The sequence below is a fragment of the Treponema bryantii genome, assembly GCF_036492245.1.
In the GTDB taxonomy this organism is placed as follows: domain Bacteria; phylum Spirochaetota; class Spirochaetia; order Treponematales; family Treponemataceae; genus Treponema_D; species Treponema_D bryantii_C.
Genome location: NZ_AP025286.1, coordinates 2,935,602 through 2,957,758, shown reverse-complemented (window position 1 = coordinate 2,957,758; position 22,157 = coordinate 2,935,602). Strand labels below are relative to the sequence as shown.

The 22,157-nt window shown below is 38.8% G+C and carries 22 protein-coding genes; 10 read left to right on the top strand and 12 right to left on the bottom strand.

What is annotated here, in order from left to right:
* The 8 genes from AABJ44_RS13020 (at nucleotide 1) to AABJ44_RS12985 (ending at nucleotide 8,638) form a co-directional block, all read left to right on the top strand.
* A complete protein-coding gene (locus AABJ44_RS13020; protein ID WP_074644375.1) occupies nucleotides 1-1,530 on the top strand; it encodes a Ppx/GppA phosphatase family protein in 1,530 nt (509 codons plus the stop codon).
* A gap of 10 nt (nucleotides 1,531-1,540) precedes the next feature.
* A complete protein-coding gene (gene ppk1, locus AABJ44_RS13015; RefSeq protein WP_338369490.1) occupies nucleotides 1,541-3,664 on the top strand; it encodes a polyphosphate kinase 1 in 2,124 nt (707 codons plus the stop codon).
* On the top strand, nucleotides 3,661-4,347 hold the full coding sequence (locus tag AABJ44_RS13010; RefSeq protein ID WP_338369489.1) for a LytR/AlgR family response regulator transcription factor: 687 nt from the start codon (nucleotides 3,661-3,663) through the stop codon (nucleotides 4,345-4,347). The genes ppk1 and AABJ44_RS13010 overlap by 4 nt, the downstream gene beginning before the upstream one ends.
* 21 nt (nucleotides 4,348-4,368) lie before the next feature.
* Nucleotides 4,369-5,085, top strand: a complete 717-nt coding sequence (locus tag AABJ44_RS13005; protein WP_338369488.1) for a sensor histidine kinase — start codon at nucleotides 4,369-4,371, stop codon at nucleotides 5,083-5,085.
* Between the two features lie 68 nt (nucleotides 5,086-5,153).
* Nucleotides 5,154-6,062, top strand: coding sequence for an ABC transporter ATP-binding protein (locus AABJ44_RS13000; RefSeq protein ID WP_338369487.1), 909 nt, complete (start codon nucleotides 5,154-5,156; stop codon nucleotides 6,060-6,062).
* Nucleotides 6,049-7,032 (top strand): ABC transporter ATP-binding protein, encoded by a 984-nt coding sequence (locus AABJ44_RS12995; protein ID WP_338369486.1) that lies wholly within the window; start codon nucleotides 6,049-6,051, stop codon nucleotides 7,030-7,032. The genes AABJ44_RS13000 and AABJ44_RS12995 overlap by 14 nt, the downstream gene beginning before the upstream one ends.
* Nucleotides 7,032-7,826 carry an ABC transporter permease gene (locus AABJ44_RS12990; RefSeq protein ID WP_074644388.1) on the top strand — a complete coding sequence of 265 codons (795 nt, stop codon included), beginning with the start codon at nucleotides 7,032-7,034 and terminating at the stop codon, nucleotides 7,824-7,826. The genes AABJ44_RS12995 and AABJ44_RS12990 overlap by 1 nt, the downstream gene beginning before the upstream one ends.
* A 2-nt stretch (nucleotides 7,827-7,828) precedes the next feature.
* Nucleotides 7,829-8,638, top strand: a complete 810-nt coding sequence (locus AABJ44_RS12985; protein WP_338369485.1) for an ABC transporter permease — start codon at nucleotides 7,829-7,831, stop codon at nucleotides 8,636-8,638.
* A gap of 19 nt (nucleotides 8,639-8,657) precedes the next feature.
* Here AABJ44_RS12985 and AABJ44_RS12980 read toward each other — a convergent pair whose 3' ends face one another.
* The 5 genes from AABJ44_RS12980 to AABJ44_RS12960 all read right to left on the bottom strand — a co-directional run bounded on the left by AABJ44_RS12980 (nucleotide 8,658) and on the right by AABJ44_RS12960 (nucleotide 12,437).
* Nucleotides 8,658-10,052: a FliM/FliN family flagellar motor switch protein gene (locus AABJ44_RS12980; protein ID WP_074644393.1), complete on the bottom strand. Its 1,395-nt coding sequence runs from the start codon at nucleotides 10,050-10,052 to the stop codon at nucleotides 8,658-8,660.
* Nucleotides 10,053-10,180: 128 nt separating this feature from the next.
* Entirely contained in the window at nucleotides 10,181-10,414 is a 234-nt protein-coding gene (locus AABJ44_RS12975; protein ID WP_338369484.1) for a DUF3781 domain-containing protein, read from the bottom strand.
* A 7-nt stretch (nucleotides 10,415-10,421) separates the two neighbouring features.
* A complete protein-coding gene (locus AABJ44_RS12970) occupies nucleotides 10,422-10,775 on the bottom strand; it encodes a VOC family protein (protein WP_338369483.1) in 354 nt (117 codons plus the stop codon).
* An 11-nt stretch (nucleotides 10,776-10,786) separates the two neighbouring features.
* Nucleotides 10,787-11,410, bottom strand: a complete 624-nt coding sequence (locus AABJ44_RS12965; protein ID WP_338369482.1) for an SAP domain-containing protein — start codon at nucleotides 11,408-11,410, stop codon at nucleotides 10,787-10,789.
* 76 nt (nucleotides 11,411-11,486) lie between these two features.
* Nucleotides 11,487-12,437, bottom strand: coding sequence for an SGNH/GDSL hydrolase family protein (locus tag AABJ44_RS12960; protein WP_074644404.1), 951 nt, complete (start codon nucleotides 12,435-12,437; stop codon nucleotides 11,487-11,489).
* Between the two features lie 224 nt (nucleotides 12,438-12,661).
* Between AABJ44_RS12960 and AABJ44_RS12955 the strand changes: the two genes are divergently transcribed.
* Nucleotides 12,662-13,300, top strand: coding sequence for a hypothetical protein (locus tag AABJ44_RS12955; RefSeq protein WP_074644406.1), 639 nt, complete (start codon nucleotides 12,662-12,664; stop codon nucleotides 13,298-13,300).
* A gap of 33 nt (nucleotides 13,301-13,333) precedes the next feature.
* Here AABJ44_RS12955 and AABJ44_RS12950 read toward each other — a convergent pair whose 3' ends face one another.
* The 7 genes from AABJ44_RS12950 to AABJ44_RS12920 are packed head-to-tail and all read right to left on the bottom strand — an operon-like array spanning nucleotide 13,334 to nucleotide 20,800.
* Entirely contained in the window at nucleotides 13,334-13,759 is a 426-nt protein-coding gene (locus tag AABJ44_RS12950; protein WP_338369481.1) for a hypothetical protein, read from the bottom strand.
* A gap of 17 nt (nucleotides 13,760-13,776) precedes the next feature.
* A complete protein-coding gene (locus AABJ44_RS12945; RefSeq protein WP_338369480.1) occupies nucleotides 13,777-14,391 on the bottom strand; it encodes an L-threonylcarbamoyladenylate synthase in 615 nt (204 codons plus the stop codon).
* Complete coding sequence (locus AABJ44_RS12940) at nucleotides 14,369-15,001, bottom strand: histidine phosphatase family protein (protein ID WP_338369479.1); 633 nt, start codon at nucleotides 14,999-15,001, stop codon at nucleotides 14,369-14,371. Before AABJ44_RS12940 ends, AABJ44_RS12945 begins: the two co-directional genes overlap by 23 nt.
* 8 nt (nucleotides 15,002-15,009) lie before the next feature.
* Complete coding sequence (locus AABJ44_RS12935) at nucleotides 15,010-17,106, bottom strand: helicase-associated domain-containing protein (RefSeq protein ID WP_338369478.1); 2,097 nt, start codon at nucleotides 17,104-17,106, stop codon at nucleotides 15,010-15,012.
* Nucleotides 17,099-18,841 (bottom strand): DNA repair helicase XPB, encoded by a 1,743-nt coding sequence (locus tag AABJ44_RS12930; protein ID WP_338369477.1) that lies wholly within the window; start codon nucleotides 18,839-18,841, stop codon nucleotides 17,099-17,101. The genes AABJ44_RS12935 and AABJ44_RS12930 overlap by 8 nt, the downstream gene beginning before the upstream one ends.
* A gap of 58 nt (nucleotides 18,842-18,899) precedes the next feature.
* Nucleotides 18,900-19,685 carry an SDR family NAD(P)-dependent oxidoreductase gene (locus tag AABJ44_RS12925; protein ID WP_338369476.1) on the bottom strand — a complete coding sequence of 262 codons (786 nt, stop codon included), beginning with the start codon at nucleotides 19,683-19,685 and terminating at the stop codon, nucleotides 18,900-18,902.
* A 50-nt stretch (nucleotides 19,686-19,735) separates the two neighbouring features.
* Nucleotides 19,736-20,800, bottom strand: coding sequence for a PTS sugar transporter subunit IIC (locus AABJ44_RS12920; protein ID WP_338369475.1), 1,065 nt, complete (start codon nucleotides 20,798-20,800; stop codon nucleotides 19,736-19,738).
* A gap of 332 nt (nucleotides 20,801-21,132) precedes the next feature.
* Here AABJ44_RS12920 and AABJ44_RS12915 point away from each other — a divergent pair, with 332 nt between their 5' ends.
* Nucleotides 21,133-22,149 (top strand): LacI family DNA-binding transcriptional regulator, encoded by a 1,017-nt coding sequence (locus tag AABJ44_RS12915; RefSeq protein ID WP_338369474.1) that lies wholly within the window; start codon nucleotides 21,133-21,135, stop codon nucleotides 22,147-22,149.
* Nucleotides 22,150-22,157 lie beyond the last annotated feature (8 nt).

The window sequence follows — 22,157 nt, the reverse complement described above, 5'->3', positions numbered from 1 at the left end:
ATGGCAGCCCCTGAATCAGTAATTGAAATAGGTTCGACAGGGGTTCGCCTCCTTGTAGCCGAATTTTTACCGGACGGAAAACAGAATATTCTGGACCGTTCGGAAAAGCCCCTCTCTCTTGGAAAAGACGTTTTTACCAGTGGCATAATCAGCCAGGAAACTCAGAATCAGCTTATTTCTATTCTCATCCGTTATCGTGAACAGCTTGCTAGCTGGGGCATTTCGCCTTCAGAATGTACCTGCATCGCTTTGAGTGCTTTCCGTGATGCAAAGAACAGTGACCCTATTATGGACCGTATTCTCGTTCAGGCCGGTTTCCATGTCCGCATTGTAGACGGCATTGAAGAAAACAAGCTGATGTATCTTGCTGTTTCTGAATGTATTAAAAACGAAACTCCTGCCTTTAAGGATTCTGATACTGTAATTCTGATGGTTGGCGGAAGTACAACTGAAATCATGCTGATGTCTAAAGGTAAGATGGCGGGTGTTCACAGTCTTCGTCTTGGAACTGTCCGTATCGATCAGCAGATGAAAAATCAGACAAGTTCTTACAATGATATTCAGCGTTATGTTTCGGAATCAATTTACAATACAAAGGGCTCTCTCGAAAGTGAATTAAACCTGAGCGAAGTAAAGCAGTTTATTGCGGTTGGCCCGGATATTACTCTTGCGGCTTTGAATGTTGGTCGTCCTATTTCAACCTTCCTTTGGGAAATTGATAAGGATGATTTTTCTGAATTTGCAAAAGAGATTCAGGGCTACAGCGTTGATGAATGTGTTGCACGCTTTAAGATTTCCTACAACGAAGCTGAAACCCTTCAGGTAAGTCTTTTGATTTACAATCTCTTTCTGCATCTTACTAAAGCAGAAAAACTTCTGGCGCCTGAAACTAATATCCGTAATGGTCTTCTTTTAAGCCAGCACTCAAGTGAAAACGAAGAACTTCAGAAAGAATTCAATATGCAGATTACGGCTTCGGCTCGTAACCTGCTTCGTAAATATCATGGTGATGAAAATCATGCGGAATGTGTTCGTATGATTGCGGTGAAATTTTACGATACTCTTAAAAATGATCTCGGCTTTAGTGAGCATGCACGAACGCTTCTGGAGACGGCGGCGATTCTTCATGATATCGGCGGTTTCATCCGTTACGACAATCACAACCTTCACAGCTCGTACATTATCCGTAATTCGGAGATTTTTGGACTTTCGCGTAAGGATAATACTATTGTTGCCGAGATTGCAAAATATCATAAAGGTAATTCTGTTCCTCAGGATGAAGACAGCTTCCTTATGCTTCCGCGAGCAGACCGCATGACTATCTTAAAACTTACGGCTATTCTTCGTATTGCAGATGCACTGGATCGCGGACACATCCAGAAGTTCAGTGATTTTTCTATTAAGGTTCAGCAGAACTCGCTTGTAATTCATACCAAGGCTTCCAAAAATACCGTACTTGAAAAAATTGCGCTCAACGAAAAGTCGGGTATGTTTGAATCGGTTTTTGGTTATAAGGTGATTTTGCTGTAAGGAGAGCACTATGCAGGAAAGATATTTCAACCGTGAACTCAGCTGGCTTGAGTTTAATGCCCGTGTTTTATTTCAGGGGCTCAATAAGGAACTTCCTCTTTTAGAGCGTCTGCAGTTTCTCTCTATTGTAACTTCGAATTTCGATGAATTCTTTCAGGTTCGTGTTGCTTCAATTAAACGTCTGATAATGGAAAATTCTAATCAGACAGATGCTTCGGGACTTTCACCACATATGGTTTATACTTCAATTTCGGCCCGTGCTCATCAGATTATGCGAACACAACAGGAATGCCTTATGTCAGACATTCTTCCATCTCTTGCAGAAAAAGGGCTGATTTATGTAACTCCAATGCAGTACACGCAGCAGCAGATTGAATATCTGAGTGGTGTTTTTAATTCTGAAATTTTCCCTCTGCTTACTCCGCTTCGTACAGATGTTGAAGCTTTTCCTCATATCAAAAATCTGACAACCTATGCAGCATTCCTGCTAGCTCCGATTAAGGGAATTAAGGTTGGTTCAGAAGCTTTGAAGGGTAGTGATGATTTACCACGAATTGCCTTTGTTGAGATTCCGGATGGCATTTCAAATATTTACTGGCTTCCTGGTGGCGACAGTAATAGCCGTCAGTTTGCTCTCTTGCAGGATATTGTTGCACAGTACGGTACAAAGCTTTTCCCTGGTTTTGATGTTGAAGAAACTCTGCTCTTTAAGGTAACCCGTGATGCTGATTTTGCTGTAGATGAGGATGCGGGAAAGAACTTTATTCATGCGATGGAAGATGTTCTGATTCAAAGAAAATCTTCGTTCCCTGTTCAAATGACCTGTAATTCTTCGAGTCAGAAAATTATCCGTTTTCTGATGGAAAAACTTGAACTTAAAGAAGATGATGTTTACCGTGTAAATCAGATTATAAATCCTGCAGATCTTATGGAACTTCGCGATGCAGATGAGGCTCCGGCTTTGAGTTTTGAAAGGTGGGAGCATTTTTATCCGGCAGGCCTTCCGGAAGAAGAACCTTACTGGGATTCGCTTAAGATGCATGACAGAATTCTTCATGTACCGTATGAAAGCTATGACCCGGTTGTTAAATTTCTTTCTGATGCAGCAGATGATGATGATGTCCTGGCAATCAAAATGACTTTGTATCGTACTGGCCGTGACTCTCCGATTATTGATGCTCTGGAACGCGCAGCTCAGCGTGGTAAGCAGGTTGTCGTACTTGTTGAACTTAAGGCACGTTTTGATGAAGAACGCAATATTGCCTGGGCAAATGAACTGGAACAGGCCGGTGTTACTGTAATTTACGGACTTGTAAATCTTAAAGTGCATGCAAAAATCCTGATGGTTATCCGCCGTGAAAGTGATACAATCCGCCGTTATGTTCACCTCGCTACAGGAAACTATAATACAAAGACTGCTAAACTTTATTCAGATATTTCTTTGTTCACTGCAAACCTGCAGATTGCAAATGATGCAACTCAGTTCTTTAACCTCGTAACCGGTTATTCGACATTGCAGAATATGAACTGTCTTTCTATGGCACCGGTAACAATGAAGTCTCGTATAATTGCGATGATAAATCGCGAAATTGAAAGAAGCACGGCTGAAAACCCTGGATTGATTATTGCTAAAATGAACAGCCTTACACATGAAGAAGTTATTTCTGCTTTGTATAAGGCGAGTCAGGCTGGTGTAAAGGTTCTTTTAAATATTCGTGGAATCTGTATGCTGGTACCTGGAGTTGAAGGTCTTAGTGAAAATATCCGCGTTGTTTCTATCGTAGACCGTTATCTTGAACATGCCCGTATTTTCTATTTCCAGAATGGCGGAACACCTGAGCTTTACTGTTCTTCTGCCGACTGGATGAACCGCAACCTTGACCGCCGAATTGAACTCATGTTCCCGATCTTAGATAAGGTTGCTTTTGAAGATATAAAATCAATCCTTGATACTTATTTTGCTGATAATACAACTGCAATGGAACTTCAGTCAAATGGAAGCTGGGAGCCGGTTGTTCGTGGCAAAAAAGATGAAGTAATCCGGGCACAGGAAGTTCTCTATAAAAAATACCGCCAGCTCGAGGAAAAAAAGCCTAAGAGCGAAGAAACCCGCTTTGAGGTCAGACGAAAATGAAAATTGCGGTATGCGATGATGAGAACAAAATTGTTGAAGAAATAACTTCCTTTATTAAAAAAGAATTTCCTTCAAGTGAGGTACTGACGTATTCAGATGGGGAGACTCTGCTGTCATCTTCTGATGAGTGGCCGGAAGTTTTGCTGCTTGATATTGATATGCCTGGTATCAGCGGAATGGAAGTAGCAGCTGCTCTTACTCGGGAAAAAGCTGATACACTTATTGTTTTTGTTACGGCACATGATGAGCTTGTATACGACAGTTTTAAATATCATCCTTTTGCGTTTGTCAGAAAAAAGTTTCTGGAAAAAGAATTAAAGGCAGTCCTGTCAGATTGTGAAAAGCAGCTGGTTAGCCGTAACAAAAATTTTGTTTTTCAGAATGCCTCTAAACTTGTGACTTTAGCACAGAGTAATATTCTTTACTTTGAAGGTCAGGCAAATTATCTTGCTATACACACAATTGCAGATGAATACAAAATGCGATCAACAATGACGGCTGTGGAAAAGGAACTTGAAGACAGTGACTTTCTGCGAATCCACAAGGGCTTTCTTGTGAATCTGGAACACATAAGAGTTTTGAAAACTGAAGAACTTGAGCTGGATAATGGAACTGTTCTTCCGATTGGTAAGTCTTATTCTGAAACTGCAAAGAAAAGTATTTTGCGTTACATGCGCCGATAAATCTGTGGCTGGAAAATAAAAATGTTTTGCAATAAGAAAAAAGAAATTGAAGAACTGACTCAGAAACTTCTCGAACTTGAAGCTCAGAATAAAGATTTGAAATACGAGCTTGATTCCTATAAATGGCAGATGGAAGAAATCAATAAGCAGGAAGAGGAAATCAGGCAGCTTCATCAGAATACAAGAAAGCTCAAGCACGATATGAGAAATCATCTTATGGTGATGACCTCGTACATAAACAGCGGCGATTACGAAAATGCCAGAAACTATATTTCTGAAATACTTGATAAATTGAATGCTGTACGAAGTTATGTTGAAACCGGAAATCCTTTGTTGAATCATATTCTGAATGATAAGCTTGAGATTTGTCGTCAGGAAGAAATAGACGTTAAGGCAGATATTGGAAAGGCTTCATTTGAAAAAATGAAGGGAATTGATTTCTCGGCGGTCTTTTCAAATGCAGTGGACAATGCGATTGAAGCGGAACGCATGGAAGAGAGAAAAGAAATCAGCATTAGCGTTTATGAGAAAAAAGGCTACGATGTAATTTCTATAAAAAACCGTATTTCAAAATCTGTACTTGAGGAAAATCCTGACTTGAAGTCTACCAAGACTGACAGCGAAAAACACGGCTTTGGTGTTAATCAGATAAAAGAAATTGTTGAGGCTTATTCTGGTATGACAGACTTCTATGAAGAAGACGGCTTTTTCATTGTGAATATGTTTATCCCTAAATAAATACTGTTTATCCCAACCTACTTGTTCCATAGAGCTTCCCGGAGTATTGTAATTTCAGAGGATGACCTATGGTTATTTTTGATTATGTAAATAAGTTTGTATTACACGATATTGATATTCATATTCCCCGGGGCGTTACAGTTGGAATTATTGGTGCGTCTGGTGCGGGAAAAACAACCTTTCTTAAGCTGGTTTCAGGACTTTTAAAGCCAGAACTTGGAAGAGTTCATACCTTACGGCAAAATCCTGTTGATAATAAATCTAAAATCGCAAAACGAATTTCAGTACTGTTTTCTGATATTCCTGTCTATGAAGATAATCTTACTATTATGGACCATCTTGATGAAATCAGAATTATGTATGGAATGAATAAGGTTGAGTTTGAAACCTGTCTAATGAAGATTTCACACGAACTTAATTTTTCAGAACTTCTCCATTCAAAACCGAAGAGTCTGTCACTTGGACAAAAAAGACGTGCAGAACTTGGACTTACTTTATTGCGTGATGCAGATTTATATATTTTTGATGAACCTTGTATTGGTTTGGATCAGAATGGAAAAGCCGCTTTTTATAAATTGATTGAAGACAAGAAAAAACAGGGCAAAACAATTCTTGTAAGTTCTCATGACATGGAAGATATTTCCAGAATTGCAGATAGAGTTCTTCTGCTGGATAAGGGAGCTCTTGCATTCTATGGTTCAAAGGAAGAACTCTATAAAAGTATGGCCCCGATGGAAGAAAGTTACATCGAGTTTGAAGGAACTATTCCTGATATTTCGGATCTCGAGATAGAACGCTACATTCTGGAAAATGATAAATTAACAATCCAATATAATTCCAATCACGTTTCGTCTAAGGAAGTGCTGGAACGAATCTGTTTACATTCCCGGGTAAAGTCTGTGATTGTTCGCAGAGCAAAACTGGGAGATACAATAAAACAATTGAACGGTGAGGTAAAAAAAAGTGAGCTTTATTGAAGTCCAGAATATCTCAAAAGATTTTAAGATAAACAAAAGAAGCGCTGGTATTCCCGGAATGATTGCAAATATGTTTGTTCCGAAATATGAAATCAAGCACGCTGTAAAGGATTTAAGCTTTACGATTGAGAAGGGGGAAATGGTCGGTTTTATCGGGCCGAACGGTGCCGGTAAATCTTCAACAATCAAAATGCTTTCGGGAATCCTCTGTCCGGATTCTGGTTCAATCAGCGTAAACGGCTTTATTCCTTACAGACAGCGAAAATCCTATGTTGGAAAAATCGGCGTTGTATTTGGACAGAAGTCGCAGCTGCAGTGGGATCTTCCTGTAATCGACAGTTTCGAACTTCTTCGTGCCATTTACCGTATTCCGGAAGAGAAATACAAAGCGAACCTCGATCGCTTTACCGAAATGCTTAATATGAAGGGCTTTTTGAATCAGCCGGTAAGACAGCTTTCACTTGGACAGAGAATGAGATCTGATATTGTAGCATCACTTTTACATTCACCGGAAATTGTATTTTTTGATGAGCCTACAATCGGCGTTGATATCATCGGTAAGGAGACTATCAGAAATTTTATCCGCGAGCTGAATGAGCAGGACAAAGTGACAATGATTTTTACAACACACGATATGCAGGACATCGAACAGACCTGTAAGAGAATCATAATTATTGATAAAGGTTCTCTGATGTTTGACGGTTCGCTTCAGGATATCCGCGGCAAGTATGGAACAACACGCCGTCTTATTGCGGAGTTCAATGAAGAAGTTACAGTTGAACCAATCAGCAAGGTTGCCATTGAAAATCTTGGTGACAGAAAAATGAGCTTCACCTTCGATAACAATGTTGTAGATGTAAATAAACTGATGCACGAGATTCTTGGAAAATACAGTGTACGTGATATAACCGTTGCAGAACCGGAAATCGAAAGTATAATTCAGAAGATGTATAACGGGGAGGTTTCTTAATGACAATTTCTCCTTATCTGGCCTTTGCAAAAAAGAGCTTTCTTCAAAAAAGTGCATACCGGCTGGATCACTGGATGGGTATTTTCAATACGCTTATCCGCCTTGTGATTTATGTTGAGATTTACAAGGCTCTGTACGGCGGGCGTGAGGCGGTTGATGGAATTACGCTGAGTATGGTAACGACAAACTTTGTTCTGTCGCTGGGACTGGAATCATTTTTTGTTGTAAATGATTATTACCTTTCTAGCAAACTTTATGATGGAAGTATTGCAACAGAGATGCTGCTGCCTGTGAGTTTTCACGGAAGAATGCTGGCAGATAATCTTGGAATTGCACTGTTCAAACTGATTTTCCACTTTATACCAGCGATGATAGTCGCTGTGATTTTTATCGGAATTGAGCGGCCGGCAAGTGCAGGTGCCTTTGGACTTTTTATTCTGAGTGCACTGCTTGGTTACGGAGTTCTCTGGAGCATCAGCTTTATGTTTCAGATGTTTTCGTTCTGGCTTATGAATGTGTGGGCAATCATGACAATCAAAAATGTTTTTATAAATGTTTTGTCCGGCTCAATGATTCCGCTTTGGTTTATGCCGGAGATTGTCAGAAAGATAATAGCCTTTACTCCTTTCGAAGGAATTTACTTTACGCCGGTTCAGATTTATCTTGGAAGCATAAATGGTAGCGAAGTTGTGGCAGGCTTTATCAAACAGTTTATCTGGATTGTCTGCCTTATGACCTGCGGATTTATTTTATGGAACAAGGGCAAAAAGAAACTTGTGGTTCAGGGAGGTTAATTATGAAATCTGATTTGTTTAGTCTTTCAGCAGTGTACACGCGGATGATTTTCCGGTCCTGGTTTCAGTATAAGGTTGATGCGATTCTTCGTTCGCTTGCAGTTTTTCTGCGCGAGTCAACGGCAATCATTGTAATCTTTTTTACTCTTTTGAAGTTTGATACTCTCAATGGCTGGAATATTTATGAGATGCTTTTCCTTTCAAGCCTGGTTTATGTGACTTACGGTTTTCTGATTATCTTCTTTACCGGGCTTCGTGATTTTGGTGGTACGGTAAGAAGCGGTGGCTTTGACAGATATATCTTAAGGCCACGTGGACTTTTGTATCAGTTGATTTTTGCAAATGCAGACTGGTTTGCGGCTGTCGGACAGGGCGGGCTTGGAATTGTTCTCTTTATTATTTCTGCTTCAAAGGTTGGAGTAGTGTGGACGCCTCTTAGAGTGTTCTATTATATTCTGACAATTACGGGAGGTGTTTTGATTCAGGGAGCAATTTTCTTATTTCTTGCAACACTGAATATTTATCTTTTGGAAACTAATGCGCTTAAGGAAGTTTTCTACTGGAACACACGAAGGTTCGCCTGCTATCCGATAAGTATTTTTCATAAGGCTATTCAGTTTTTGATGACCTTCGTTGTACCATTCGCTTTTGTAAATTATTTCCCGGCTCAGTACTTGCTGCGAAAAGAAGATATGGCTAGTTATCCGACAATCTTTATGTACATCACACCTTTTGTTGGACTTGTTATGTATCTGCTGGCATATGCCTTCTGGAGATTCAGTATTAAGTATTATAAGAGCTCAGGAAATTAAACTTTTGCGCCGGCGAAGATTAATCTACAATTCGCACTCCAAACATATCATCAATAATCACAACTTCGCCGCGGGCAACGCATTTTCCATCCTGAATAATTGCAATTGGTTTTCCTGGTAGACTGTCCAGTTGTAAAACGAATCCCTCATCAAGACGTGCAATATCTTCTTGAGAAAGATAAGTTGCACCAAGTCGCAGGGCAATATAGTGTTCTTCATCGTAACGGACAGGCTCTCCCTGCTTTACTTCGATTATTCTGACTCCAAAGTTTTCATCGACAATAACAGCCTCACCACCAAAGAGAACTTTGTTCTCAATAATAACATTCAAAGGAGTTCCGAATTTTTTATTGCTCATAAGAAGTGTGCCGGCTTCAAGTTTTACCGAATCAGAAATAAAACGGCCGAATTCTACAAGCACATTATTTTCACAAGGGCGTGCTTTTATATCAGTTAGATTTTCCAGCTGCGGATTATCTTTTCCAAAGAAACCTGCTTTACGGCAAAGACGTGATAAATAAGAATAATTCAACTGAATGTTAATCATTCCAGTGCAAACATCACTTGTAAGGGCAAGCGTAACAAGAACACACATCTCACTCAAATTCTGACCGGCAGACCACGGCAAAAGCGTATTTAAATCTTTTGTAAATGGCTTTTTAAAATCTTCCCATGGAATCGATTTATCGGTGTTTGAAAAAATCAGTTCCTGAAGCATCTGAGAGAACCTGTCTATGTAAGCAATCTTAAGGCAGTCACTGTCTGTCTGCGTTAGTTCGGGGTATTTCTTTAAATCATGCTTGAGCAGAACCTTTCCAATCTGAGGATCGATTTCAATTGCAAAACCGGAGTTGTTATAATCATAAGTATAGAAAAAAGTTCTCTGGGGAAGGCTTCGGATAAACTCCTCATTTGTAAGCTGATCCACAGCGCAAACTTTTATTCCAAGTAAATCATTTCTGTTACCTGCAAGTTCATTACGGAATTTTTCGCACAACATATCAAAGAAATTAAAGATTTTTCGAAGCTCGTACTTTCCAAATAGATCAGGACGCTTAAAATCATAGATACGAATTCGCGCTAAAGGATTTTTCAAAAGACTTGTATTATTATTCGGTTTTTCCAGAGTTCCGGCAGCTTCCATTTTTGCAATTTCAGCTTTTAGCTCTTCTTCAGTTAAAATTTTCCGTTCTTCAGCAACTTCTTTGAGTTCTCCTTTCAAAAGAGAATCTACATCTGTACCGAGAGCCTGTGCAAGGGCCGGTAAAGTTCCTACATCAGGGCACCCGTCGCCACGCTCCCATTTACTTACAGCCTTGTCACTTACATTTATAAGGTTCGCAAGCTCCTTCTGGGTTATCCCCTTTTTCGATCGTAAATAATTAATCAGTTTTCCAGTTCTCTGTGCATCCATTTTTTAATCTCCTGATGATAAGTATAGGTCAGGAATATAGCGTTGTCACTCGATTTATCGTAGGAATTAGTAGAAATCTTGATTTTTGAGTAGAATTCTACTACTACATAGTAGAGAACTTCCTGTTTTTACGCTTTATGCGCTGTAATTATCGTGTAACTGTAGGCATTTACGGTGATTATGCAGTCATCAATTTTGACATACCAGTTTTTCCCATGGCGTGTAATTACAGAGCGGATATCCAGGATTTTTTGGCGACAGAACGCAATGACATCTTTTTCATCATTACCAAGTGAGAGATTACGACGGATACGTTCCACGCCCATTGGTGTTGTGTGGAGTTTTTCGATATTTTCTATCAAATCATTTTTATTTCTTAACAGGTGTATAAACTTCAATGTGATTTCCTTCTGAATCAACAAATTCTGCTACCCAGTTTTTGCTGATTTTTGTAAGGGGGAAACAAATCTCTTTGTCAGAAATCTTTCTTTTCATTTCTTCCAGAGATGCAAAACAAATGCTCGGTAAACAGTTACTTCCATAAGTGTGTGACTCACTAACCTTTTTATAAGCAAACAGATGAAATCTGAATCCATTAATATTAAAATAACCACCGAGCTCACTTTTATTGAGAATCTTCTGTTCAAAGAGATCTTCATAAAAAGCAATTGCTCTTTCCAAATCATCAACAATTATATACAAAGAATCAATATGGCAAGTCATAGCAGTACTCCTTAAATTTTATTTTCAAATTCGTCTAACAATTCATGTTTAAATACTTTTTCTCTTGTTGATTCGCGCACTATTTTCCAGAGCCTGGCAGTAGTTTTTAGTTTATTCGGAAACAGGTATGCTGCTGGATCTGCACAGAAATCCTGAACAAACTTATTCCACTGCAAAGAAACTTTGTCGTATTTTTTATAGGTCTTTTTGCCGTAGTAGATGTCTAGCAAATCACCAAGGGTAAAGGTTGTGTCATTTGTTTCTTTTACCTTACGTGCAGTTGCAACCATATCAACATTGAATCTAAGGTTTTTGATTCTAGTCTGTTCAGAAAAGAAATCTCGGAAGCGCTGGTTGAAGCAGAAACGACATTCCAACAGACTTGTTTGCAGTGTGAGGTGAGTGGTGACAACGGATTTAGTATAGTGTATTCCCCTTTCTGTAAGACGATGTGATTTTACAGATCTTACCAGATTTCCATTGAAGTATTCTTCAATAGAATGATTCAAATCTGCCTTAAAACCAGATGAATCAAGTCCAAGCTGTTTACAGATTTTTTGAAGCTCTTCACGATACCAGTAGAATTTAGAGACTTCTTCGTATGATTTTATTTCTTTGAATTGAGGGCGGAGCATATAATTTCCTTATCATAACTATCAGTTTGATAAAGAAATTATACGTTATTAAATATGACAACACAGTGTCATATTTCTAGAATCCAAGTTTTCGAATTTCTTCTACGAGGTTTCGACCGTAAGTTTCTGTTCCAAGGCAGTTAGGATGCAGATTATCTAGAAAATATTCGCTTAAATGTGGAACCATCTTAAAGCCATCTATTACCTTTACGTTTTTATAACTTCCGGCAATCTTTTTTACATTTTTGCAGAAGCGTTCGAGTGTCGGAATTCCATCCATGTTGTCTCCACGCCACAAGGGAGAAATGCATAATACAGGAATATCATTACCATAAAGTGACATGAGAGTCTCGTAATACTCTTCTATATCTTTCATTGTTTCACAGCCATACTGATTTGTGCCGAGTGCAACAATGATTTTATCAGGACTATAACCTTCCATTTTTAGCAGAGATTTTTTATCGTAAACATAACCGCCGATTCCCTGATTTATAATTTCATAATTCAAAAGTCTGTTTGCAACACTAACATATGTTTGCGCAGAGCGAAGCGGTCCATAGCCTTGAGTGATAGAATCACCAAGCCATAATACTTTTTCATTTTTAGCAGGTCGTTCAGCAATTGAATCAATTGAGAAATTACGAATTAAAACAGTGGCATCTGCTGGAAGATAAATTACAATATTTTTCATACCAGAAGGAAGCGCCCATTCAAGTTTGCCTTCTTTTTTTAGATTCTTTACATATTCAATTTTTGTAATCAGTCCATCAATCATTAATTCAAAAGAATCGTCTGAGCCCTTCCAGAGAAATTTATAGTCAAAAGAAATAGCCTGTGCTTCAGTTTTCAACTCGATTGTTTTTGCATTGCTGGCCATACATCTGTCGTACCAGAAATCAAGTCCACTCTTAAAATATTCCATCTGCTCTTTTGTATATTGGAATGCCTGTAAATACCCTTCGTTAGTTTCTTCAAAACTATAAGCTCCAAAATAGAAGTTTTGTAATTCCTTGTTTGTTAAAATCATTTTAAGCCTCTGTGTTTTTTTTTGATTGATTATAACATGAGGCGGCATAGATTGAAAATTAAAACAAAGATATATTTTTATTTAAATTTTATTTTTGAGATACTAGTGTTATAATAATTTTGTGGATTTTAAATTTATCTACATTATACGGCTTGGAATTTGATCTTTCTGATTTATCAATTATGCCTGTGAGTCTTGCAAATGCTTAAGGGTGGAAATGAAAAATGTTTACAGAGGATTTTTATAGTATTATAGAGAAAGTTGAAGAATCATATAAAGGTTTTAATATCTTTAAGAATGGCTCTATTTTAGATAAAGCAATATACATTGTTTTCTGGGGGGGATATTTTTTAATCTCCTTTGTTCTATTCTATTTCAATGTACATAATGAATCTATTATTGGAAAAATTTGCTCTCTTGTTATCTTTCTTTTGTATTTTTTATTTTTTTATAACTATAGATTAAAAATTCAAAGAAGAGAAAACTTTTTTTATAAAAAAGGACAGAAGTATGAAGAAGAGTTTCTAAATCAATTTATACAAAATTTGGCAAGGAATAAAATAAAGGTTGAATCCTTTCCGCAAATAATTACTTATTTCAAAAATAAAAAGGAAAAAGAATCAAATAAGCAGGAGAATAATATTGAGAAATATTTGTCTATAGTACTATTGCCGGTTATTATATCTATCTTTTCAAAAAATGAACTTCTATCAAATTACCTTATTATTTTTTCATTTATAGGTATTTTTTTATTTCCATTATGTGTTCAGTTTTTTTCTATGAAAATTAACCGGAAGATAAATATGTATGAAAGTATTGCATATTATTTAAATCTATATCTTTTAATTTCTGAAAAACAATAAAAATGTTTGCAGAATTAAAGGGGTGTACAAATCTTATTTAATCTTTATATCAGAAAAATTATCTGCCGCAATTACGGTCGGAGATACAGAGTTTCCCTCCTGGAGATATTCGTTGAGTATTTTCAGTTTTTTCTTAAAGTGCTTGAATATCGGTTGGTTGCAATTATCAATTGATTCAAAAGTATTATTCAACGCTTCAATATCTTCTTTTTGAATCTTGCAAATGGAATTATCTCCCTGAAGCAAAGAAAAAATATTGAAGGTAGTTTGCGGCATAAAAAAAATAGCGGCTGATGTTTTTTTATTTTCAATTGCTGCTTTGAGATTTTTAAGAATTTCATTTACAGCAGTCTGTTGATTTTTATCAGTAATCAGCGGGCAAATGTTTTCTTCGATAAAGGATAATTCATCGTAAGAGTAGGCTTCGTCTTTTTGTATAATTGAGATTTTTCCGTTCATAGCTTTCTTATTTAAAATTATACTTCTACGCTGCCTTGACGCAACACTTTGACTTTACCGTTTTCGAGCATGACGAGGGTAGATGGCAGGGCACCTTTTTTGTCGCCGTCATTGATAATCAGGTCAACCTCGTTCTTGAATTCACTGGAAATGGCGTCAGCTGTGTCCAGAACTGGCTGGCCGCTGCGGTTTACGCTGGTGCTGAATATTGGAGCCCCGCATTCGGTAATTATTTTTCTTAGCCATTCGTCACCAGGACAACGGAAGGCTACTGTGCCTGATTCAGGAATCGCTGTGGCAGCAAGTGGCGAGTCTTTTTTTATATGAACAATGATTGTGAGGGCGCCCGGCCATTTTGAAAGGAGTTCTGCTGGAAGGGCATCATCAGTATAAAGATGAATATCTTCTGGCTTTGCAATCAGTTGAATGAGCGGTTTTGTTTCTGCCCGCCCTTTGATAGTCCGAATTTTTGCATCGGTTTCGAAGTTTGAGGCTGCGTTTTTGAGATCAACGATTCCGCTGAAACCGTAAACTGTATCAGTTGGAATTATTACGATTCCACCGTTTTTGAGAGTGTCGGCGGTGGTCTTTATAGATTCTTGATCATTTTTATTTTTGATAAGGGTTTTCATGTACTTCATCCTCATGAGTCTTTGTCCACTTGTTGCCATCAAACTGATAAACAGCTTCTTCACAGTTTCCTTTCAAACCACTTCCCCAGAAATTATCAACACCGTGGCCTTCGAGATAACACATCATTCCTGCCAAAAGAGCTCCGTGAGCAACAATCATAATGCGTGAATCTGGCTGGCTGTTCTGAATCGGTTCGATAATAGTCTGAACAAATTTCTTTGTACGGTCACAGACAGACTGGAAAGTTTCGCCGCCTTCCGGTGGAACATAGCTTCCCGGTTCTGTGAAAAAATATTTTCTTGGGTGGTCTGTGTTTATCCATTCATTATACGGAAGGCCTTCGAGTCCGCCAAAACTGATTTCTGTAAGAAGCTGATTTCTGATAATCGGATAAGTTTTGTGTCCACGGATAAGGCAGGCTGTTTCATAAGCGCGGATTAGCGGTGATGAATAAATACAGTCAAAGTCTATACCAGACTGGTCGAGACGTTTTCCAAGTTCTGCTGCAAGTCGGCGTCCGTTTTCATTGAGTTCAATATCTTTTGCGCCCTGGAATTTTTTTTCTGCATTCCAGTCGGTTGTTCCGTGTCGTACTATATAGAGTTCCATATTAAATCCTAAAATCTTAATCTTCTTAAATGTGTAATTCTGCTTACCAAAAGGTTTTCGATGTCTTTGGTCGGTTCAATCTGAATACGCATAACTGCTTCTCCAGGCTGGCGGGAAATGCTGAGTGGTTTTCCGACAAGTGTGAAAAACTCGCCTTTTCCATCTGCAGCAGGAAGTCGGATTTCCATCATATCTTCTTCTTTTACTGCAGCTTCAATCAGATGTACTTTACCTGCAAAATCCATACCATCAGCTTCTAAAATCTCCGTACGGATTGAAGCATTTTTAAGCTGTGCTTCGGAAAGAATCAGTCTGCTTGAAATTCTGTGTTCGAGGCTTTCCTTCTGAGCTTTATCCATATCAAGTTTTTTAAGACTTGCCTTTAGTGCCTGAAGGATCTTTCCGGCTTCTGCAATTGAAGTTTTCTTTGATTCTGTTTTGCTGCGGGTTTCAAGTACCATTGGCTTACGACCTGGACGCAAAAGAGGGAAGCTTGTGAATTCTGATTTTGTTGTTGAAGTTTTTACATTGCCCATAAAATCAAGAGAACTTTCTTCAACAAATGTAGAAATGTCTGTGCCGGCCGGGAGATTCAAAAGATAAATGCCGTCGGCCAGTTTTTCTTTTATGTATTTTCTGATGTTCGGATTATTTTCTGCAAATGAAATATTGTTGTCTGTTACTTTCAGAATATAACCGTAATAAAGTGTTGCAGAAGAATAGGAATTATACCATTCAGTTATATTTATTTTTAGGTTCTGAGGAATCTGATAATTAGAATAGCTTTCGAGACGTTCAAAAATACTGTCTGGTGAAAGTTCGTGATCAAAGCCTTCTGATACTGACTGTTTTGTTATTTCAAATTCAGTTACGACTCCGCTTTTCTTTACGAGCATAAAATCTGTAAGAGGAAGCAATTGTCGGAGTGTAAGTCCCGGCATAAGAGTAACAGTGAAGGTTGAATCGATATTCAAAACTTTTGGTATAGAGTGATTGATGAGCGGGGTTGAAACAACCTTTAATAATTCGTTCGAGCTTTTATAAAGTTCAACACCATCTCCAGTTTTTCCGATTTTCTGTAGCAGTCCAAACTCCAGAGCGCAGTCAATCATCCGGTCTAAAAGTTCTGCATTTTGTTCTGGCTCTGCACCGGCTTCCTGTCGCGCAGCAGCAAGAATCTGACTGAATCTGCTTTTTCGTACAGATGTGGTTCCATCTTCAGTATAGGTACCGGCAAGGAATGCAAGACGTAGAATAGTTTCGAGAGTGCAGCCTGTTTCTGGTACAGAAGTAAGACAGTCAATCAATAACTGAGCTTCTTTTTTTAATCCATCTTTACTGAAACGTGAAACAGCTGCGGCACATAAAAGTGCATACTGTTGAAGTTCCGGAAGCTCAGAAAATTTCTGCAGCCTGGAAATATCTATGACGTAGCAGGTTTCTTTTTCATCTTCATAAACCAATGAAAGATTTACAAAGGCATTCATCAAAAGCTGAATGAGTTTTTCTTTTCCCGGGAAAATTTCAGAAAGTCGTTTCTGATCATTCTTTTTGATTGTTCCGTCTGATTTACAGGAAATACCGCGGATACGTATATAAGTTATGAAAGCAGCAAGAAGATTTGGAGATAGGGTAAATACATCTTCAATTGAAGTAATTTCTGCTTTGTAATTCGGGAAAATCAAAGAAGCATCGAGATATGGAATAAGATTTTCACGAAGGAGTGGATTTATTTTTATATATTCTTTTTCTGAATATTGAGATTTTTCTTTATAGATTAAAAGACGTTCTGTAAGGTTTATGACTTCAGCATAGATTTCTGTAACTGAAGTTTCACCATGAAAAAAATCAGCAAGGCTTTCCTGTGAAGCGTTTGGAATCATTGAAATTGCAGTGAGCACTTTTACATCAAAAACATCAAGGAGAGTGAGAATGCTTGTAAGATTTTCTTCTTTTCTTATAAAGCCGGCAAGCTGTTCTGTGAGTCGCTGTTTATTATATGGAGTTTTTATTTCTCCAAGATAGAGACGGACTGTATTAAAAAACTGTTTGTCTGGCAGGGAAGAAAAAGCTTCTTTCCAGCTGTTGATTTCATTTTCATTCATCTAAGTTAAGTTCTCCGTCGTATCTTACAATTTTATATTCATAGCCCTGTTCGGCAAGGAACTTCTGGCGGTTTGAACCGAATTCCTCTTCAACAGTGTTTCTGGTAATCAAAGTGAAAAAGCGCGACTTTCTTTCTTTTGGACGAAGAATACGACCGAGTCTCTGTGCTTCTTCCTGACGGCTTCCGAATGTTCCGCTTACCTGAATTGCAAGTGAAGCATCCGGCAGATCGATTGCAAAGTTTGCAACCTTAGACACAACAAGTACGCGGATTTTTCCTTCGCGGAAATCATTATATATGCGGTCACGTTCGGTGTTCGGTGTTTTTCCTGTGATTATAGGACAGCCCAGATCTTTTACAATTTCGTCCAGCTGCTGAAGGTACTGACCTATTACAAGAATTTTATCTTCAGGATGACTGTCAATAATTTTCCTAACTACCGGTAGTTTGTCAGAATTCATACTTGCGATTTTATGTTTTTCACGGACTCCTGCTACGGCATATTCAATTTCCTGAGTGGCAGGAAGGTCTATTCGAACTTCAATACATTCTGCACTTGCAATCCACTGGTCACGCTCAAGTTCTTTCCATGGAACATCATAACGTTTTGGTCCAACAAGACTGAATACATAACCTTCACAACCATCTTCACGAACAAGAGTTGCTGTAAGTCCAACACGGCGCACTGCCTGTAAATCTGCAACTACACGGAAAACCGGAGCCGGCAGCATGTGAACTTCGTCATAAATAATAAGTCCCCATGGACGTTCATGGAAAATAGAGAAGTGTGGGTAAGGACCTTCTTTGTCCGGTCTCCAGGTAAGAACCTGATAGGTTGCAACTGTTACCTGCTTAATTGTTTTTGATTCACCAGAGTATTCTGCAATCTGATCTGAAGTGAGATTTGTTTTATCAAGCAGTTCATCAATCCACTGATGAACTGCAGAAATATTAGTAGTAATAATCAGAGTAGAGGTTTTGAGCATGTCCATAATTGTCATGCCTACGATAGTCTTACCGGCACCACAAGGAAGAACAATTGTTCCAAAACCTGTACCAGGGCCTTTATCTCCAACAAGGGCGTTTGCAGCTCCTTTCTGATATTCACGAATCTGAAGAGGACGACCTGCGCTTGTAGTTTCCCGTAAAGAAACATCAAGAGGCTCTCCATCAACTAATGCAACTTCGTCTTTTACAGGCCAGCCAGCCTGAAGCAGCAGCTGTTTGATTGTACCGCGGTCTGTAAGTTTTAGCAGGAAGGAATGCTCAGGAGCTCCATTGTCTTCAAGTGTATTTGTGAGAAGTTTTTTTACAGAATGATTTGCACCAATCTCCTTAAAAACGGGAAGGCTGTCGGCAACAAGATATAAAAAGTGTTCAACTATTTTTTCAGCTGAACCTTCTTTTACAGGAACTTCAATATCAGGACCTGCAATAAGTTTAATCTTTCCAAAACGGCTTTCAGTTTCTTTAATCCAGGCAGTAACAGACTGAGGAACATCATAGCGTGCAAATTTCTGGAGAACTTCTACAGCGTCATCGGCAGAAAAACCCGCACTGGCAGCGTTCCAGAGAGAAAGGGGAGTAAGTCGGTATGTGTGAAGATGTTCCGGCGATTTTTCAAGCTCAGCAAATGGGATAAGTGCATTTCGGCATTCCTCAGCAAGAGGGGCATGTACATCCAGTAAAAGCGAGCGGTCGCCTTGAACAATTAACGGGTTTTCATAATTCATCGCAAACGAGAATTATATCAGAAATCGTTTTTTTATAGAATAAGAATGAAAAAAATAACTATTTCTTCACGTATTTTTCAACCAGTTTTGCCCATACTCGAACAGAGATAGAATTATTCAGATGTTTCTGAAGCCATGCAATGTAGCGTACAGAAAGCTTGTAGATTGAAACAGGCTTTCCCCGTCTTGCATCTTTGAGTGCTTTTGCGGCTACCTTGTCGGCAGTTGTGAGAAGCGGAAAGTGCACTTTTTTGCCGTTTAAGCTTTCGACAATAAGACCGGTTTTTATCCAGCCTGGGCAGACTGCAGTTACAATAATTCCTGAGTCTTTAAGTTCTTCACCGAGTGCTCGGGTATAACTGTAAACAAAAGCTTTAGTTGCAGCATAAAGGTTGATATATGGTAATGGGGAAAATGCTGATTGTGATGCAATATTTACAAGATGATTGCCTGCCTTCATATAAGGAATACAGATATTACAGATTGAAGCAATGGCAGTACAGTGGCAGGTGATGCTGATATTCAGTTCTTCAGTTGAGAAATCTTTTGAAGGACCAAAACGTCCGGCACCGGCATTATTTATAAGCCAGCTGATTTCAATACCATCTGTTTCGTTTTCTGAATGCAGTTTTGAAGATAGAATATCAAAGGATTTTATGTCAGAAAGGTCCATCTGGAGCGGAATGATTTTTTCACCCTGTGAACCGTTTTCATTTTTCAGAGCTTCGAGTTTAGAAACATTGCGTCCAATAGCCCAAAGCTCATCAACCTCAGAAATAAGGCGGGAAACAAATTCTTTACCAAGCCCGCCTGAAGCACCAGTAATAATTGCAATCTTTTTCATGCTTATATTGTTACGCTTAACAGGCAGTCTGTAAAGATATTTATTAAAAGTTAGTTCAAAGCGAGATCGCCTTCTTTAATCCAGCCGATTTTGCGGAAAAGAAGTCCGAATGCCCAGCACAAAACTGCAGGAAGAACAAAGCAGATAAGTACAAGACCGAGCCAGTCAACGAAACCTGGCTGAATTGCAACTGCACCATGTCCAACAGCAACTTCACTTGGTTCGAACCAGCCTGTAATTACACCAATCTGGCCTACGAGACCACAGGTACCCATTCCAGAACTTACGGCAGCACCGTTCATTTCCATCTTAAAGAGACATGTAGCGATTGGACCTGTAATCATAGAAGTGAGGATTGGTGGAATCCATGTTTTTGGATTTTTGATGATATTAGGCATCTGGAGCATAGAAGTTCCAAGACCCTGACTCAAAATTCCACCCCAGCGGTTTTCGCGGAAGCTCAAAACTGCAAAACCAACCATCTGAGCACAGCAGCCTGCAACAGCAGCACCACCAGCAAGACCTGTGAGACCGAAAGCAGCACAAATAGCAGCAGAAGAGATTGGCAGAGTCAAAGCAATACCAACTACAGCTGATACAAGAATACCCATCCAGAACGGATGAAGTTTTGTAGTCCAAACGAGGAACTTACCAACTGAACTTGCTGCAGCACCAATGTACTTAGCAGTCAAAACTGTCAAAAGTGCACCAATAAGAATTGTAACAGCTGGAGTTACGATGATGTCCACCTTTGTCTTTTTGCTTACGAGACAGCCCATTTCTGCAGCTATGATTGCAATAAAGAGAACTGCGAGTGGGCCACCAGCACCACCAGTTACGTTAGCGGCACTTCCAACTGCTGCGAGAGAGAATAGAACGAGAGCTGGAACTCCCATTGCAAAACCAATACCGATTGCCATAGCGGCACCAACAACATGTGCGTCTGTTGCGAAGTTTCCAGCGTTTACGAGGAACTGGAAAACAGCATTCTGGTTCAGGCGAAGAAGCTGCTGACCTAAAGTCTTAATAATTGTTCCAATCAACAGGGATGCAAAAAGTCCCTGAGCCATACCTGACATAGCGTCAATAAGATAACGCTTTGCATAACGATTCATAGCGGTTATAACCTCTTGAGAAAAAAATAATGATGTTCAGTAAATTACTTGGTAGATGTGATACGCGGCGCGCCGTGGCGTCACCGGTAAAGCAGGACTCTATGGACTCTGACTATCCAGTCATCTCAAACGTAAAATCTTCGAATAAAATATCAGAAAAGTTGACGAGGTGCAATATGTGGTTTATACTAGATTTAGGCAACCGGTTGCCTAAAAACTATTTTTTCATATTTGCGGGTTCCTCCTGTATGTTGTCCTGCAGATTGAGATTTTTTTGCCGACCTGGGAAAGCCGTATTCCTTTAGGTCGGCGTTTTTTTTTTTGAGGGATTTATGGTCACTATATACGACATTGCTGAAGCTACTGGATATTCAGCACCTACTGTTTCAAAGGCCTTAAACGGGCTCGGCTCTCTAAGTGAGGAGACCAGACAGAGAATTATAAATAAGGCTAAAGAACTTGGTTATGAGCCGAATATTTCTGCCCGAACCCTTACAACCAAAAAATCCTATCTTATAGGCGTAGTTTATGATGATACAGGAATGAATAAAGGCTTTTCACATCCTTTGTTTTCTCCTGTTTTGAACCGGTTCCGAGAAAAAATAGAAGCTGCCGGTTATGATATTATTTTCCTTTCGCGTCATTTTAATATGACATATTTTTCACATGCAAATTTCCGTTGTATTGACGGTGTAATTATAATAAACCCTGCTACAAACAATGCTTCAGATTTTGATGATTTTATAAGAACAAATCTTCCAAGAGTTTCTACAAACACCATTTTTAAGGATATTTGTACGGTTATTACTGCAAACGAACAGGGTGGATACGCCGCTGCAGAGTATTTTATAAATCATGGACACAAAAAAATTGCATATATTTCAGCACCAGTGGATGGAATTTCTGCAGCTCCAACTGAGCGTTATGAGGGTTTTAAATCAGCTCTTAAAACCTATAATCTTTATGATGAAGAACTATATGAATTAAGCGCAACCTGGGATAAAGAAAGTGCCTACGAAGCATTCGGCCGTCTCATAAAACGCCGAAAAGATATCACAGCCGTTTTTGTCACTAATGATCAGCTTGCTTTTGGTGTGTGTGATTATGCAAAAGATCATAATATAAAAATTCCGGAAGATATTTCAGTAATTGGTTTTGATGATGATTTTGCTGCAGAATACGCCGGCCTTACAACATTCAGACAGAGTGCAAATGAAATTGCAGAGATTTCTGCACAGATGATGCTGGATCAGATTGATGGAAAAACAGTTCCGTCAATTATTCGCTGCCGTCCTGAGCTTATAGAACGTAATTCTGTAAAAACAATCAGAGGTTTCAGATTATTTTAATTGATTGA

What these genes read in the sequence shown, in the direction of transcription:
- AABJ44_RS12970 (WP_338369483.1), bottom strand. Translation starts at nt 10,775, where the DNA reads ATGACTTGCCATATTGATTCTTTGTATATAATTGTTGATGATTTGGAA.
- AABJ44_RS12945 (WP_338369480.1), bottom strand. Translation starts at nt 14,391, where the DNA reads ATGAAAACCCTTATCAAAAATAAAAATGATCAAGAATCTATAAAGACC.
- ppk1 (WP_338369490.1), top strand. Translation starts at nt 1,541, where the DNA reads ATGCAGGAAAGATATTTCAACCGTGAACTCAGCTGGCTTGAGTTTAAT.
- AABJ44_RS12930 (WP_338369477.1), bottom strand. Translation starts at nt 18,841, where the DNA reads ATGAATTATGAAAACCCGTTAATTGTTCAAGGCGACCGCTCGCTTTTA.
- AABJ44_RS12940 (WP_338369479.1), bottom strand. Translation starts at nt 15,001, where the DNA reads ATGGAACTCTATATAGTACGACACGGAACAACCGACTGGAATGCAGAA.
- AABJ44_RS12960 (WP_074644404.1), bottom strand. Translation starts at nt 12,437, where the DNA reads ATGATTTTAACAAACAAGGAATTACAAAACTTCTATTTTGGAGCTTAT.
- AABJ44_RS13000 (WP_338369487.1), top strand. Translation starts at nt 5,154, where the DNA reads ATGGTTATTTTTGATTATGTAAATAAGTTTGTATTACACGATATTGAT.
- AABJ44_RS12935 (WP_338369478.1), bottom strand. Translation starts at nt 17,106, where the DNA reads ATGAATGAAAATGAAATCAACAGCTGGAAAGAAGCTTTTTCTTCCCTG.
- AABJ44_RS12920 (WP_338369475.1), bottom strand. Translation starts at nt 20,800, where the DNA reads ATGAATCGTTATGCAAAGCGTTATCTTATTGACGCTATGTCAGGTATG.
- AABJ44_RS12985 (WP_338369485.1), top strand. Translation starts at nt 7,829, where the DNA reads ATGAAATCTGATTTGTTTAGTCTTTCAGCAGTGTACACGCGGATGATT.
- AABJ44_RS13005 (WP_338369488.1), top strand. Translation starts at nt 4,369, where the DNA reads ATGTTTTGCAATAAGAAAAAAGAAATTGAAGAACTGACTCAGAAACTT.
- AABJ44_RS12950 (WP_338369481.1), bottom strand. Translation starts at nt 13,759, where the DNA reads ATGAACGGAAAAATCTCAATTATACAAAAAGACGAAGCCTACTCTTAC.
- AABJ44_RS12955 (WP_074644406.1), top strand. Translation starts at nt 12,662, where the DNA reads ATGTTTACAGAGGATTTTTATAGTATTATAGAGAAAGTTGAAGAATCA.
- AABJ44_RS12965 (WP_338369482.1), bottom strand. Translation starts at nt 11,410, where the DNA reads ATGCTCCGCCCTCAATTCAAAGAAATAAAATCATACGAAGAAGTCTCT.
- AABJ44_RS13020 (WP_074644375.1), top strand. Translation starts at nt 1, where the DNA reads ATGGCAGCCCCTGAATCAGTAATTGAAATAGGTTCGACAGGGGTTCGC.
- AABJ44_RS12925 (WP_338369476.1), bottom strand. Translation starts at nt 19,685, where the DNA reads ATGAAAAAGATTGCAATTATTACTGGTGCTTCAGGCGGGCTTGGTAAA.
- AABJ44_RS12980 (WP_074644393.1), bottom strand. Translation starts at nt 10,052, where the DNA reads ATGGATGCACAGAGAACTGGAAAACTGATTAATTATTTACGATCGAAA.
- AABJ44_RS12915 (WP_338369474.1), top strand. Translation starts at nt 21,133, where the DNA reads ATGGTCACTATATACGACATTGCTGAAGCTACTGGATATTCAGCACCT.
- AABJ44_RS13010 (WP_338369489.1), top strand. Translation starts at nt 3,661, where the DNA reads ATGAAAATTGCGGTATGCGATGATGAGAACAAAATTGTTGAAGAAATA.
- AABJ44_RS12990 (WP_074644388.1), top strand. Translation starts at nt 7,032, where the DNA reads ATGACAATTTCTCCTTATCTGGCCTTTGCAAAAAAGAGCTTTCTTCAA.